This window comes from Allohahella marinimesophila (genome assembly GCF_039538005.1).
GTDB lineage: Bacteria > Pseudomonadota > Gammaproteobacteria > Pseudomonadales > Oleiphilaceae > Allohahella > Allohahella marinimesophila.
This window is the reverse complement of record NZ_BAABBO010000009.1, coordinates 210,374-223,489: the sequence shown is the minus strand read 5'-3', so window position 1 is coordinate 223,489 and position 13,116 is coordinate 210,374. Positions and strand designations below refer to the sequence as shown.

At 55.4% G+C, this 13,116-nt stretch carries 15 protein-coding genes; 7 read left to right on the top strand and 8 right to left on the bottom strand.

What is annotated here, in order from left to right; genetic code table 11:
* Positions 1 to 80 precede the first annotated feature (80 nt).
* Both ABD735_RS20165 and ABD735_RS09685 read right to left on the bottom strand, forming a co-directional pair.
* On the bottom strand, positions 81 to 995 hold the full coding sequence (locus ABD735_RS20165) for a glycosyltransferase family 2 protein (RefSeq protein WP_425548604.1): 915 nt from the start codon (positions 993 to 995) through the stop codon (positions 81 to 83).
* Between the two features lie 266 nt (positions 996 to 1,261).
* On the bottom strand, positions 1,262 to 1,537 hold the full coding sequence (locus tag ABD735_RS09685; protein ID WP_344805772.1) for a hypothetical protein: 276 nt from the start codon (positions 1,535 to 1,537) through the stop codon (positions 1,262 to 1,264).
* A gap of 215 nt (positions 1,538 to 1,752) precedes the next feature.
* Here ABD735_RS09685 and ABD735_RS09680 point away from each other — a divergent pair, with 215 nt between their 5' ends.
* Positions 1,753 to 2,370, top strand: a complete 618-nt coding sequence (locus ABD735_RS09680) for a PEP-CTERM sorting domain-containing protein (protein WP_344805770.1) — start codon at positions 1,753 to 1,755, stop codon at positions 2,368 to 2,370.
* Positions 2,371 to 2,399: 29 nt separating this feature from the next.
* Here ABD735_RS09680 and ABD735_RS09675 read toward each other — a convergent pair whose 3' ends face one another.
* Positions 2,400 to 3,191: a hypothetical protein gene (locus ABD735_RS09675; RefSeq protein WP_344805768.1), complete on the bottom strand. Its 792-nt coding sequence runs from the start codon at positions 3,189 to 3,191 to the stop codon at positions 2,400 to 2,402.
* 182 nt (positions 3,192 to 3,373) lie between these two features.
* The gene (locus ABD735_RS09670; protein ID WP_344805766.1) at positions 3,374 to 3,631 is read right to left on the bottom strand and encodes a hypothetical protein; all 258 of its coding nucleotides are present in this window, start codon (positions 3,629 to 3,631) and stop codon (positions 3,374 to 3,376) included.
* Positions 3,632 to 4,091: 460 nt separating this feature from the next.
* Here ABD735_RS09670 and ABD735_RS09665 point away from each other — a divergent pair, with 460 nt between their 5' ends.
* Entirely contained in the window at positions 4,092 to 4,715 is a 624-nt protein-coding gene (locus ABD735_RS09665) for a DUF6160 family protein (protein ID WP_344805764.1), read from the top strand.
* Here the strand turns inward: ABD735_RS09665 and ABD735_RS09660 are convergent.
* Positions 4,712 to 5,695 (bottom strand): alpha/beta fold hydrolase, encoded by a 984-nt coding sequence (locus tag ABD735_RS09660; RefSeq protein ID WP_344805762.1) that lies wholly within the window; start codon positions 5,693 to 5,695, stop codon positions 4,712 to 4,714. The genes ABD735_RS09665 and ABD735_RS09660 overlap by 4 nt on opposite strands.
* Positions 5,696 to 5,929: 234 nt before the next feature.
* On the opposite strand from ABD735_RS09660, the gene ABD735_RS09655 reads away from it, so the two are divergent.
* The 5 genes from ABD735_RS09655 to ABD735_RS09635 are packed head-to-tail and all read left to right on the top strand — an operon-like array spanning position 5,930 to position 10,384.
* Positions 5,930 to 6,589 (top strand): sigma-70 family RNA polymerase sigma factor, encoded by a 660-nt coding sequence (locus tag ABD735_RS09655; protein ID WP_344805760.1) that lies wholly within the window; start codon positions 5,930 to 5,932, stop codon positions 6,587 to 6,589.
* 33 nt (positions 6,590 to 6,622) lie between these two features.
* On the top strand, positions 6,623 to 7,372 hold the full coding sequence (locus ABD735_RS09650; protein WP_344805758.1) for a cupin domain-containing protein: 750 nt from the start codon (positions 6,623 to 6,625) through the stop codon (positions 7,370 to 7,372).
* Between the two features lie 18 nt (positions 7,373 to 7,390).
* Entirely contained in the window at positions 7,391 to 8,692 is a 1,302-nt protein-coding gene (locus ABD735_RS09645) for an NAD(P)/FAD-dependent oxidoreductase (protein WP_344805756.1), read from the top strand.
* Positions 8,693 to 8,701: 9 nt separating this feature from the next.
* A complete protein-coding gene (locus ABD735_RS09640) occupies positions 8,702 to 9,340 on the top strand; it encodes a glutathione S-transferase N-terminal domain-containing protein (protein WP_344805754.1) in 639 nt (212 codons plus the stop codon).
* Positions 9,341 to 9,346: 6 nt separating this feature from the next.
* Positions 9,347 to 10,384: an Rpn family recombination-promoting nuclease/putative transposase gene (locus ABD735_RS09635; protein WP_344806347.1), complete on the top strand. Its 1,038-nt coding sequence runs from the start codon at positions 9,347 to 9,349 to the stop codon at positions 10,382 to 10,384.
* On the opposite strand, the gene ABD735_RS09630 is transcribed toward ABD735_RS09635, so the two are convergent.
* The 3 genes from ABD735_RS09630 to ABD735_RS09620 are packed head-to-tail and all read right to left on the bottom strand — an operon-like array spanning position 10,385 to position 13,094.
* Positions 10,385 to 11,170, bottom strand: a complete 786-nt coding sequence (locus tag ABD735_RS09630; RefSeq protein ID WP_344805752.1) for an SDR family oxidoreductase — start codon at positions 11,168 to 11,170, stop codon at positions 10,385 to 10,387. It abuts the gene before it with no gap.
* 15 nt (positions 11,171 to 11,185) lie between these two features.
* Positions 11,186 to 11,986 (bottom strand): histidine phosphatase family protein, encoded by an 801-nt coding sequence (locus ABD735_RS09625; RefSeq protein ID WP_344805750.1) that lies wholly within the window; start codon positions 11,984 to 11,986, stop codon positions 11,186 to 11,188.
* Position 11,987: 1 nt separating this feature from the next.
* A complete protein-coding gene (locus tag ABD735_RS09620) occupies positions 11,988 to 13,094 on the bottom strand; it encodes a phosphotransferase family protein (RefSeq protein WP_344805748.1) in 1,107 nt (368 codons plus the stop codon).
* Positions 13,095 to 13,116 lie beyond the last annotated feature (22 nt).

The following is a 13,116-nucleotide window of genomic DNA, read 5'->3' as shown; positions in this document are numbered from 1 at the left end:
GCTTTGTCGCCAGGCGCCGTTTTATGTAGGTTAATTGAGCTTTCGCGGACAGAGGGTTCTTTCGCTGCAGTTGCATTTAATCAAAAGTCGTTATACCCATTCTTCCACTGCGATATCTGCATTAAGATAACGAAATAAGGATTGGGGGTTTCTGGCTTTTTTCTCTTCGCCAGCCTAACCAGTTCTTGGAGCATTCCCCGGCTGGCAGCCTGTAAAATGAGTATGTTTAATAATACAATTCGAAAAGCTCGGGACTTGCGTTTCCACGCGAAATGCATCTTTCCCCTATTGATATACACTCCTCGCATGGAGGATGGGGAGCTCGAACCAACGTAGTGAACTAGTCGAGCATCGGGGCTCCGCAGACATACAGCGCCCCGTCGGTCACATAAGCGTGCACAGAGGTCTACTTCTTCGCTATAAAGGAAGAATGACTCATCAAAGCCCTCTACTTCATTCCAGAGATTTCGCTCCACCATCATGAACGCGCCAGATAGCACTCGACGTTCCGCAAGCTGGGTCGTTATGGGCGGACTAATCAAGCTCGAGAGCTTCGACCAGCCTGTAAGGATGTTGAGTTCGTGTAGAAGTGAAGGCGCTACTTGCAGGCAACTCGGATCTACCGATTCATTCGGCAGGACCGTGACTCCGCCCCATGCAGCAGCGCTTGGGTACTCTCGTGCAAGTTTCAGCAACGGAGACAGTGCGTCGTCCTGCAACTCAGTATCGGGATTTAAAAGCAGTAGATAATCGCCCGTCGCGTGTTTGGCACATACATTATTCGCAGGGCCGAAGCCGATATTCCCCTGGCTGGGTAAGACTCTGACAGCAGGGAAGCGCGCACGAACGATAGCTTCAGTGTCGTCGGGCGAGTTATTGATCAGGACAACTTCAAAAAGCTCCGGATCTACATACCTGTATAAACTCGCCAAGCACCGAACAACATCGGTCTCTGAATTGTAACACACTGTTAGAACGCTGATCGGAGGATTCAAACTTGCTCGTGCTGCTACCAATCCCAGCGCTCCTGTACTGCCTGTAAAAGGCGCACATTACAATCTATCGAGTCTCTTTGAAAGTGACTGATTGTAATTGGCCTCTTCCTAGCCTAGTGAAGCTTTCCCTAATTCACTTGGGGCCATAACATAGCAAAGGCTATCCTCGGAAAAATTGTACCCCCCCGAAACCCCAACCAACCCCTACCAAAACAACAACCAACGAAACATTCCCGGCGCCGGCAGCTCTACGACCTGCTGCTCATTCAGAAACCAATCCAATACGGTACCAGTGTTACACCGTCCGGAATGACCAGCTCAATACCGGAATGGTAGCTTCCCAACAGAACATTCCCTTCGCCGGAAAAGTCAAACAGAGAGAGGGCTGCTGCGAAATACAGCGGGTTGAACTCAGACTGCCAGTTGAAGCGCATGTCGACTGCCGTCCGCATCTCGCCGGTCATTCTGGATATTTCAGTGACGTCACTGCCGGGCACTATGCAGCCGGTTGCCCAATCGGCTGCGACGCCAACCAAAGCCAACTCGCCTTCCAGTGTGGGAGCACTGGAAGGCTGGCTGCCACCCTTGGGCCTCAGATATCTATGGAGACACGGTGTCGATTATTTATCCACTAGCCTAGTCCCCGCCGATATCAATAACGATTCGATCCATGAAATACATAGGTAATTAGAAGTTGGCTCACATATTGCGATTAGCTGGATAATCTTTAAGCAGTTTATCCTAAAGGAAGTACCCTATGTCATTCTTCAGCCGTTTTACCGCCATCAGCCTGTTAGGCGCCTCAATTGCAATGGCCGCCACGGCCTCTGCCAATCTGATCCAGAATGGAGGCTTCGAGCAGCCTGACGTCAAGGCAGGCACCTGGAAATATTTTTCTGCCAGTACAGTAGATGGCTGGAATGGCAGCAACATTGAAGTCTGGGATGCCTTTAATGGTGTGACCGCCTATGAAGGCGCCCAGCATGCCGAGCTCAATGCTCACCCGTCGCATGGCGGCGCGTTCAGTATCTTCCAGGGTTTCGATACCACGGTCGGTGCCTCGTATGACCTGAGCTTCGCCTATCGCGCTCGTCAGTCGAACAACGAAAGCTTCTCTGCTGAGGTAGCTGGCATAAACTGGATTCTTGACGACCACACCACAAGCGGATGGAGTCTGTTCAGCGGCAGCTTCCTGGCAACGTCAGCATTCACCACGCTCACCTTCACCTCGATCTTTCCGGAAACCGGCACCGTCGGAAACTTCCTCGATGATGTTCAGGTCACGCCTTCAGTCGCAGCCTCAGTGCCTGCACCTGCGAGTTTGGCTTTGGTAGCATTCGGACTTCTGGGGCTTGCTCTGCGCAGCCGCAAGTAAGCTACGCAGTCCTTCCTCATGGGCCTGTATCAGGCAGGTCCATATTTTCGGTACAGCATGCCCAAAAGGCCCGCCACGCCTAGCAGAAAGGTAGCGGGCGCCGGAACCTCCGGAACCACTTGTCCAATCAGGAACTGCCCGGAGCTGGTTACCAGCGTCACACCCTCTGGAACGATCAGCTCGATCCCTGAGTTATAGCTTTCCGCCAGTACCTGGCCTTCGCCCGAAAAATCCCATAGAGAAAGGCCCGCCGCGAAATGCAGTGGCTTGAACTCAGGCTGCCAGTCGAAGTACATGGCGACCTCGGTCAGCATGCCGTCCGGTGTCACGGATATCTGTTCAATGCCGCCGTCAAGTACGGTCCAGCCAGGTGCCCATTCGGCCGCGATTGGAATCAGCACGTGCTCGCCATCCAGTCGCGCGACCACGCCCGCAGCGAAGCCGCCAACGCTCGATCCATCAGTCGACTCAATATTCATGCTCAGGAAGGCGTCCATTTCGGCAAGCTCGCCTGTCAGGCTGGTGTAGACCTGCATCCTCATCTCGACAGGGGATCCGGCCGGATCGCCCCCGGTGAAGAAGATGGTATCGCTCACATCGGATTGAACTCGCTGCAAGGGGGTGGAGCCATTTCCGCGCTTGGAGCGCACGGCGAGCCGGCCGTCGTTGAGTCTCGCTTCAGCCCCTGATTCCACGAGCGAGCCGTTGGCGGAAAAAGTATAGGCGCAGCGCTCCTCGGGCGTACTGCTGTGGGTATCGTCATCGACACTACAAAACGCTAATGCACCAATGGGCGCTGCGACGACGGCAGAGGTGTTCATGAGGAGAGCTGTTGAAAGGAGAAGGGCAGTCGATAAAGCGGGGGCGGCCGTGCGATGTCTCATAACTCTGTTCCTTCAGGGTGATATGGGCATGGACTAACCCATTCATTATCACCTGAAGACACCGATTCGGTCATATCCTTTCGTGGATATGCCTGGTGTATATTCAGTCGCTCTGAAGTTTAAGCCAACAACACCCGCCCATGCTGCCCAATCGCCACCACGCGTCGGCCTTTCGACATGGCACGGCTGCGCCATTTGCCGATGGCTGTGGCAGATTTATTGAACAGGGATAGGGTTAAGGCAGAACTTGGCTGAACAACCAAAAGCAGGAACTGGCGCTGAAAGAGAAAGGACTGCGTGGTGGTGCAGGATCGCGAAAAGCGCTTTTGCAAAGGGCAGTTGGGCTTCTTGAAACCGGCTTGGCTCTTTCTCTTCATACTCGACATCTCTCGCTGGCCTGGTGCGTACTACCATATCGCAGGCATGTTACGAACATGTGACTAATCGTGATCAGCTGTATCTATAGTCTAGCTTACGCTGTCCTGTACGTAAAATCCCTGACTGGTTCACCATTTGTCTAAAAAGGCACGAGCGGATAGTACAGACCAACCGTCTTGCCAGCATCCGCCGAAAGTTACATTCAGTGGGTACTCGCGATGGTGGAGGGAAAACCGGACCTGCGTCCGGTTCGTTTAACAAAAGTTAACAATCTTCGCGTCTGCTGTTGATCAGCGCTAAACGCCCCGTTAAAGTAGGCCAAAAGTTCTAAGCTGTTTGTTGGCACTTCCATGTTGTTGCAGTTTTCGTCTGCGATGTGCTGAAAGTCCCTGATAACCATAGGCAGTAATGGCCTTGAAAGGCCGGGTTATATAATAACGATCATACAGGGATATGCGCATGGGAAAGTTCAATAGGCTCTTGTTGGCCGCCTCACTCCTGGCTGCGACTGCAGTACAGGCAGAAATCACCGCGCTGGGCGATGCTGGCCTCGGTCAGGTTAGTGGCCAGAGTGGCATTGTTATCGAAGCCGGATTCGGTACCACTTTTGGCGTCGACCCCACCACCACTTACGACAACGGTACGATCGGCGACTTTTACGGTGTCGACTGGAGTCAGGCTGGCATCACCATCGATGCCTTTAAATGGATGGTAGATATAGAAGGTGGCTGGGACCAGGCCACGAACACCGGCGCTAACACCCGCAACGAACTCTATCCGGGTGCGATTGGCGGCTTTATCGCCAAGGGCATCGCTATTGCTGGCAACGTGGATATCACCCTGGACGCCACGGCTGACCTTGCCAATGTGGTGGCTAACGGTGGCGCCGTGTCGGACACCGACGGCGGTATCGGCATCACCTTCGCCGATTCCTTCGTCGATTTCCGCGTGGCCGACATGGGCTTCTTCATTGAAGACTACGACGGCTCAGGCGGCGGGCAGCTCTCTAGCTTCGGCGGCATGGAGCTCTTGGGCGTGCAGTTCGACGGCCTCGAGCTCGTCGTACGCGGTAACGGCCTCTAGGACACGAAGTTATCGATGTGGTTCAGGATTTCGGGCACCAGCCCGACTGGCACATCGTGTCCCCAGCCCTTGATCAGCTCCAGCTTGCTGCCCTTGATATTGCGGTGTAGCTGGCGGCCTGCCTTTGGATGAACCAGTTTGTCGGCCAGCCCGTGCATTATCAGCGTGGGTAGCGCAATCGATTCAGATTCCGGGCGAATGCTGCCGGTCGCCTGGATGGCAACCATCTGGCGGATGATGGACTTCGGCCGATAGCTGCGCTGGTAGTCGCGGGCAATCCGCGAGATGATCCGCCGCTTGGTCGAGGGATAGCCAGGGCTGCTCACGGTATTCCAGAACGCCAGTCCGCGATTGATAGCCGCTTCCTGATGATCCCCCTGAATGCCGCCACCGGTAATACGCCAGAGCGTTTTCACACTGGGCGCTGGCAGGCGAGGGTGGTTGTCTGAACTCATGAGCAAAATCAATTTCGATATCAGGTCCGAATGTTTGGCTGCCAGTATCTGCGCCACCATGCCACCCATGCTCACGCCGAGTACGATTGGCTTGTCGAGCTCGAGATATTTGATGAGCTGACGGGTATCTTCGGCAAGATCATGCAGGGTGTAGTCGCTGGTCACCTTGAGGCCGAGTTTATAGCGCAGGAATCCCGCTGGCGGTGAGTGCGATCGGCCGGGGTTGTCGGCGAGTGAAGACAGGCCCAGTTCCCGGTTGTCGAAACGAATGACCCGGTAGCCAAGCGCCAGCAGGCCGTTGACGAATTCCGGTGGCCAGGTGGTGAGCTGGCAGCCAAGACCCATGATGAGCAGGATGGGTGGTGCGTCCTTCGGCCCTGAATCCCGATAGCAGAGCCTGACGTGTTCGAGGTCTGCAAAATCTTCGGTGTAGTCGCTGTCGTTCGGTAGCGTGTTCAGGTCATAGTGCGGGTCGGACGGATGACCAGTGTGCGTGTCGGAAATCTGAGCTGAGGTAGATGGCAAGGCGATGTCTCCTGCTGGGCTGCTATCACTTGTATACAGCGACGTGTACACAGCTACGTAGAATACTACTGATTCTCTCATGGGAGTGGGCAAACTTCTCTTCACTGTTTTTCGCCCCTGCTGATCTACCTTGATAATCCCGCCGTAGTCTTCATATGTCTCACAGTAATCAGGGTTGATTCAGTTATGTCACACGCGCATAGTAATGTCGTTGCTCTCAAATCAAGGAATCTCTTGGAACCGACGGACCCAGCGAACGACGCGGGCATAAATGTCGACCACGATACCGATAATCGGGATCTCAGCAATAGCAGCCTGCCTTCAGACCACCAGGGTGAAGAGCTTGGCGAATTGCTCCGTCGTATCGCGACCGATCGAAACAAAGCGGCATTTCATATCTTCTTCAAGGAATTTGCTCCCAAGATCAAGTCTTACGCCATCAAGCAAGGCATGCTCGAGCATGGTGACGAGCTGGTGCAGGAAGTCATGGTCAATATCTGGCGTCGTGCGGCACAGTTCGATTCGAGCAAGGCCAGTGCCACGACCTGGGTTTACGCTATTACGCGTAACGCCAGAATCGATATGCTTCGCAAGTTCGGCCGTTCGAGTGTCGAGACCAGTGTCGATACCGAGCATTTGTGGTCTATTCCCGGCACAGACGAGCCTGTAGGCAATTGGCAAGATGGTGTGATCGCTGCGAAAGTGCGAAAATCACTGGATGTTTTGCCTAACGAGCAAAAGGACGTGATTGCCAAGGTCTACCTCGAAGACAAGTCGCATCAGCGAGTGGCCGATGAAATGGGCCTGCCGCTGGGTACGGTCAAGAGTCGGGTAAGACTTGCGCTGCAAAAGCTGAACGTCGCTCTGGATGGCAAAGTAGAAATCAATAACTAGGCTCTACTGTTTCATCTTTAGTCGTGGTTTTTCATGATCAGTCACCATCCTGACATTGACCTGTTGCTGGAATACAGCGCGGGCGGGAGTCCGTTTCCGCTCGCCATGTTGTTGCATATGCATCTTCAGTATTGCAGCGCCTGTCGACACAGTCTTCGCAAGCTCGAGATTATTGGCGGTGAGTTCTTTGGCGCGAGTCCAGAAGGTCAGGTAGATCCGGTCGATGAGCACGCCTTCGATCGCGTAATGGCCCTGATTGAAGCCGAAGAGTCCAACGACCTTGAGGTTGGCGCCGCCGGCGTTGAACATACCTATTTCCGCAAGAACTTCCCGCAGTCCTACGGTGCTGGCAATACTGTGTCCAGCCTCGCGCTCGAGCGCCTGCTACCCAAGCGTTTTTCGACCATAGACTGGAAGCGCAAGTGGCTTGGTGTGTTCGAGCACGTCATTGCCACTGGCGGCGACAAGCCTTCGAGTGAGCAGGGCGCTGATGAGCCGCCCCTGCGCTGGAAACTGGCGCTGCAGCGAACCAGAAGAGGCTGTAGTGCCCCCAAGCATGTGCACAGTAGCTCTGAATATACGGTTGTACTCCAGGGCGGCTATTCCGATGCCAGCGGCGTTTATCGCGAGGGTGACTTCGTGGTGCGCACACCGGATTCGTCGCATCGGCCTCGGGCCATGGAAGATCAGGACTGTATCTGTCTCTCCTACATTCAGGGTAAAATTGGCCTTTTCAACCCGTTGACCGGGCCACTGACCAGGTTCCGCCAACGCTTGTCCTGATTTCTCTGGAAGCGCTTAATGGATTGTCCTCAAATCGTCGTTGTCGGCGGTGGTGCCGGCGGACTGGAACTTGTCCGCAAATTGGCACGTAAGCTGGGTAGGAAAGGCAAGGCCGATATTCACCTTGTCGATGCTCAGCTCACGCATCTCTGGAAACCGCTGCTGCACGAAGTCGCCACTGGCCGGCTCGATGCCAATATCGACGAGCTGGACTACCGGGCTCATGCCTTCCTGAATAACTATCGTTTTCACCTTGGACGTGTGTGCGCTGTCGATACGGCGAATCGCCACGTGCATCTTGCCGCGATCAAGGATGCCAGCGGTGAAACTTTACAGCCTTCCCGCAGCCTGCCTTACGATTATCTCGTCCTGGCTGTCGGCAGTCGTACCAATGACTTCGGCACACCCGGGGTGATGCAGCACTGTTCGCAACTGGATTCGCGTGAGCAGGCTGACGCTTTCCACGAGCATCTCGTCAATACCTTCCTTCGACTTAACAGCCATGCTGACACCGGTGAACTGCCGATCCTGAAGGTAGGCATCGTCGGCGGTGGCGCGACCGGCGTCGAACTGGCGGCTGAGCTGCACAACACCACGGCGCTGCTTCGTGCCTATGGGCTCAATCTGGGCTCTGACAACCTTCAGGTGACGCTGATCGAGGCCGGGCCGCGCATACTGCCTGCCTTGCCTGAGCGCATCACCGAGGCGGTACTGCACGAGCTGGCGGAGCTGAAGATCGATGTTCGACACGATACCGCGGTGACTCGCGTGACGGCCGATGGTTTCGAGACGAGTGGCGGTGGCTTCATCGAGTCGGATATCAAGGTGTGGGCGGCCGGGGTCAAGGGTCCGGAATTTCTTTCTGATATCGAAGGGCTCGATACGAACCGGCTGAACCAGGTCATGGTGCACCAGACCCTGCAGTCGAAATCCGACCCACATGTGTTTGCCTTGGGCGACTGCGCAGAGTGCATTCAGGACAACGGGACCCGAGTGCCGCCGCGGGCGCAGTCAGCGCATCAGATGGCTGATACGCTCTACAGTAATCTTGTCCGGCTTATCGAAAACCGTCCCATGAAAAACTTTATCTACAAGGATCACGGCTCACTGATATCGCTCAGCCGTTATTCGACCGTCGGTAGTCTGATGGGCAATCTGAGCGGCAAGAGCATGATGATCGAGGGCTTCATCGCGCGTTTCGTCTACGTTTCGCTGTATCGCATGCATCAGGCCGCAGTCTATGGCTATCTGAAGACCTTCCTGATCGTGTTGTCGTCACAGATCGACCAGTTCATTCGTCCCAAGCTCAAACTGCACTGAGGTTTAGTCATGATGCAAGTCATTGGTTCATACACCAGTCCCTTCGTCCGTAAGGTGCGCGTGGCGCTCATCGAGCATGGGCTACCCTTCGACTTTCGCGAGGAAACGCCCTACACGGCAGATACCCCAGTGCGGGATTTCAATCCGCTGGTGAAGGTGCCGGCTTTTGTCGATGCCAACGGTGAGACCTGGTTCGACTCCGCATTGATTTTGGCAGTGCTCGAAACGCAGAAGGCTGAGGGTGGTGCTTCACTGCTGCCATCTGACGCCGTGCCGCAGCTGCAGGTGCGTCGGCTGGAAACCCTGGCTGATGGCATCGGCGATGCGGGCGTGCTGATGTTCATGGAGAAGAAGCGCGATGAGTCGGAGCAGAGCGCGAGCTGGATAGCCCGGCAGCAGGAAAAGGTCGATAACGGCTTTGCCTTCTTCGAGCGCTACCTGACCGAGCGCCTGGATAAGGACTTTCTGCACGACTTCGATGGTGGCCTGGGCCTGAGCGCCGCGGATATCGCGCTGGTCTGCGTGTTGGAGTGGTACACGCTGCGTTTCAACGCGGATTGGCGGAAGCAGTATCCGCGGCTGGCGGAGTACGCCAAGCAGATTGGTGGGCGGGAGAGCTTTGTGACGACCCGGCCGCCTGGGGGCTGATCAAGGATTGGGCAGTTCTTTAAGCTTCAACTAGTCTTATACCTTGAGCGCTGTGGTCATAGCGCTCGGCGGCTTTCCTGGAAATCCGTCTATTCCAGCCCGGAAATGGTTCGCGACTTGGTGCTGGGATTCATTCCCCTCGAATGGGTTCATGAGCTGGATTTCTCTTCACTGGAAAAGCTGAATAGCAGCTACATTTCCGATGATCTTCGCGAACGCAGCGATGATATCGTATGGAGGGTGAAGTTCAGGGGTCGCTGGTTATATCTCTACATTCTGCTCGAATTTCAATCTACGATTGATCGGTTCATGGCGGTGAGATTACTCACCTACGTAGGCTTGTTGTACCAGGACCTGATCAAGTCGAAGCAACTACCATCAGCGGGTCGACCTCCCCCGGTCCTACCTGTGGTCATGTACACGGGTGATGCGAAATGGACTGCAGCCCTACATCTAAATGATCTGACTGAAGCTGTTCCAGCTGAGTTGAATCAGTTCCAGCCGCAGTTACAGTATTGTCTCATTGATCAAAAACGATACGATGCCGCCGAACTGGAAAAGATGGAAAATCTGACGGCCGCACTCATTCGTGCTGAACTGGCTGAGGAGCCTCAAGCCCTTATCGAGGTTCTAAACCATCTCGCAATGTGGCTGGATCGAAGTTCGCAAACTGAACTGAGACGCGCGCTCAAAGAGTACTTTGGGCGTATACTCACCAAATATGATTTGCCCGGCGTGGACGTGGACGCCTTGGCTGACTTGACGGAGATGCAGACTATGTTGAGTGAACGCGTTAAAGAGTGGGGGCGGCCGTATCGCGAAGCCTTGGAGGCTGGTCGAAAGTTGGGCATCGAACAGGGTCGTGAAGAAGGAGCTGAGCTTGCTGAAGCCAAGATATTGAAGCGCCAGCTCACGAAACGATTTGGGCTCCTGGATGAGGAAACTATTGCTCAGATCGACAAGGCGTCAAGCGCCCAACTCGAACTCTGGCTCGACCAGGTCCTGGAAGCCGAATCCCTCCAGGACCTTCTCGGCGAAAGCTGATTAAGCCGTCAGATACCCGCCATCGACAGCGAGTATCGATCCCGTCGTATAGGACGAAGCCGGGCTCACCAGGTACAGCGCAGCACCAGCCATTTCAGATGGCTCCGCAATACGGTTCATCGGTACGTGCGTGAGCAGCTGCTTCAGTATCTGATCGTTGGTGGTAAGGGCTGAGGCAAACTTGGTATCAGTGCCGCCTGGCAGGATCGCATTCACCCTGATACCAGCACTTGCGCATTCCTTCGCGAAAGTCTTGGTCATCGAAATAACTGCAGCCTTCGTGATGGAGTAGATGCCCTGGAAGTGACCCGGGATCACGCCGTTCACTGAAGCGATATTCAATATCACACCCGATTTCTGCTTGCGCATGATCTTGCCGGCTTCGACTGACATGAAGAAGTAGCCGCGGATATTCACGTCTACGGTCTTCTGAAAAGCACCAAGGTCGGTATCCAGCACATGGCCGAAGTAAGGATTCGCTGCGGCGTTGTTCACGAGAATGTCGAGCTTGCCGTGCTTGCTCTTGATCTCTTCGAACAGGCTGCTGATCTGGTCCATTTCGCCGATGTGACAGGCAATGGCGTCGGCCTTGCCACCGGCTTCGCGGATGCTCGCGGCGACAGCTTCGCAGGTGTCGATCTTGCGGCTGCTGACGATCACGTGAGCGCCGTAGGCTGCCAGCGTGCGCGCGATTTGCTCACCGATGCCACGGCTGGCGCCAGTAACGAGGGCGACCTGACCGTCGAGTTTGAAGAGGTTTTCTGCTGTAGGAAGTGACTGTGACATAGGGAAGTATCCTCGTTAGCGAAAGCTGACTGCGTCGCCTTCTGCGGTGGTCTGTAGGTAATGGTAATGGTTGAAGTAGGCCAGCCTGAGCTCATTCGGCTCGGGCGGGCGCTCGGGATTGCTGCGGTAAATCAGTTTGGTGATGCTGGCGTTGGCGAGCACCCAGTTGGCATCGAGCGCACTGACATCGTCCATGTTCAACATGGCCTGCAGCATGAGCGAAATCGGGCCGCCAGAGCTGACGATGCAGACATCGCCTGAGCCTTTCTTGCCGCTCTGCCTGGCCTGTTCCCAGCCTGCGGTGACGGCCGACTCAAACGCATCCACGATCCGTTGTTTGAACTGCGTCCAGGTCTCGAAGGCCTCAGCCGCATCCTCCACAACATCACCATCGGCAATCCAGGCATCCACGACCTGAGCGAAGGCCGGCTGAAACAGCCGGGTGCGCTGGTCAATGGCGTTCAGAAACGCTTCGACTTCCGGTTTGTGTCTCAGCCGCTGCAGGTAATGCGCCAGCAGGGCTTCGTGATCGAATTCGTTGAAGCCTGCGTTGGTAACGGGTTCAGCCTGTTCCGACAGCCGCTGCTTCGGCATATCCGGAAAGCAGCCGGCGCGAACCCGCTGTTCGGTATCGATCTGCCGCGACAGCGTGCCGCAGAACCAGCTCACATCGCCAGGATCACGCCCTGGGCCGAGTTCTCGCGCCAGTTGTTCACCAGCGTAGCCGGCCTGGCGCTGGCCAAGGTCCGAGAGCTGATCGTAGTTGCTCGAGTGGAAGCTGGCCTGGCCGTGCCGGATGAGATAAATCGCCGCCATATCAGCCGAGCTCGCTGATCTGCTTCTGCAGATAGTCGTCGATGAACTTCACCACGAAACCGAAACCGGCGAAGCGCTTGTCCTTGGTCTGTCCGTGATAGAAGCGGTAGTAGATCTGCTGGATGATCACCGCCAGCCTGAACAGGCCATACACACGATAGAAGGTGAAGTTGTCGACGCTATGGCCTGACTGCTTGAGGTAATACTCGACCAGCTCGTCTCGCGTCATCATGCCGGGCGCGTGGCTCGGCTGACGGCGCATCATGTGAAACTGTTGCGGGTCATCGGCCTGCACCCAGTAGGCGAGACTGTTGCCGAGGTCCATCAGCGGATCGCCAATCGTCGCCATTTCCCAGTCGAGCACACCGTTGATCTGCATTGGGTTCTTTTCGTCGAGCACGATGTTGTCGAAGCGGTAGTCGTTGTGGATCAGACAGCTGGCAACCTGCTGTGGCTTGTTGTCGTCCAGCCACTTCATCACCTTGTCGCACTCTGGGACGTCTGGAGTTCTTGCCTTGACGAAGCGATCGTTCCAGCCGCTGATCTGCCGCTCGACATAATCGCCATCTTTTTTCAGGCTCGCCAGCGCGGTGTCCTGCCACTTGAATTTGTGCAGGTCTACCAGACCATCAATCATGTTCATGCACAGCTGACGAAGATCATCTGGCGACAGCTTCTGCTCGCCAGTGCTCAGTTCGGTCGGCAGCTCGTTGCGCAGGATGATGCCTTCGAGCTTCTCCATTACATAGAACTCACCGCCGATCAGCGACTCGTCGTCACAAAACAGATACATCTTCGGGACCAGCCGATATTGCCCGTTCAGGGCGCTCATGACCGTGTACTCGCGTTTCATGTCGTGCGCTGATTTGGCTTTCTTGCCTGTGGGCGGACGTCGAAGTACGAACTGCTTGCTCTGCCGGCCAGGCGCATCGTTTGCACTGTCGGTAAAGCTGAGCAGGTAGGTCAGGTTGGACGCGCCGCCCGGAAACTGGCGAACGCTCATGTGGGGTGGCAGATCGCCGATATTGGCTCGCAGATAGCGCTCTACGGCAGCATTGTCGAACTGCTCACCTTCACGAATCTCGATCGACTGGTCTTTCAGGCTCATGGTCTGTTCTCTTGTTCAAACG

Excerpts from the sequence above, each read along its gene's own strand:
- ABD735_RS09640 (WP_344805754.1), top strand. The coding sequence starts at position 8,702 with ATGATGCAAGTCATTGGTTCATACACCAGTCCCTTCGTCCGTAAGGTG.
- ABD735_RS09620 (WP_344805748.1), bottom strand. The coding sequence starts at position 13,094 with ATGAGCCTGAAAGACCAGTCGATCGAGATTCGTGAAGGTGAGCAGTTC.
- ABD735_RS09680 (WP_344805770.1), top strand. The coding sequence starts at position 1,753 with ATGTCATTCTTCAGCCGTTTTACCGCCATCAGCCTGTTAGGCGCCTCA.
- ABD735_RS09630 (WP_344805752.1), bottom strand. The coding sequence starts at position 11,170 with ATGTCACAGTCACTTCCTACAGCAGAAAACCTCTTCAAACTCGACGGT.
- ABD735_RS09625 (WP_344805750.1), bottom strand. The coding sequence starts at position 11,986 with ATGGCGGCGATTTATCTCATCCGGCACGGCCAGGCCAGCTTCCACTCG.
- ABD735_RS09650 (WP_344805758.1), top strand. The coding sequence starts at position 6,623 with ATGATCAGTCACCATCCTGACATTGACCTGTTGCTGGAATACAGCGCG.
- ABD735_RS09675 (WP_344805768.1), bottom strand. The coding sequence starts at position 3,191 with ATGAACACCTCTGCCGTCGTCGCAGCGCCCATTGGTGCATTAGCGTTT.
- ABD735_RS09665 (WP_344805764.1), top strand. The coding sequence starts at position 4,092 with ATGGGAAAGTTCAATAGGCTCTTGTTGGCCGCCTCACTCCTGGCTGCG.
- ABD735_RS09645 (WP_344805756.1), top strand. The coding sequence starts at position 7,391 with ATGGATTGTCCTCAAATCGTCGTTGTCGGCGGTGGTGCCGGCGGACTG.
- ABD735_RS09670 (WP_344805766.1), bottom strand. The coding sequence starts at position 3,631 with ATGAAGAGAAAGAGCCAAGCCGGTTTCAAGAAGCCCAACTGCCCTTTG.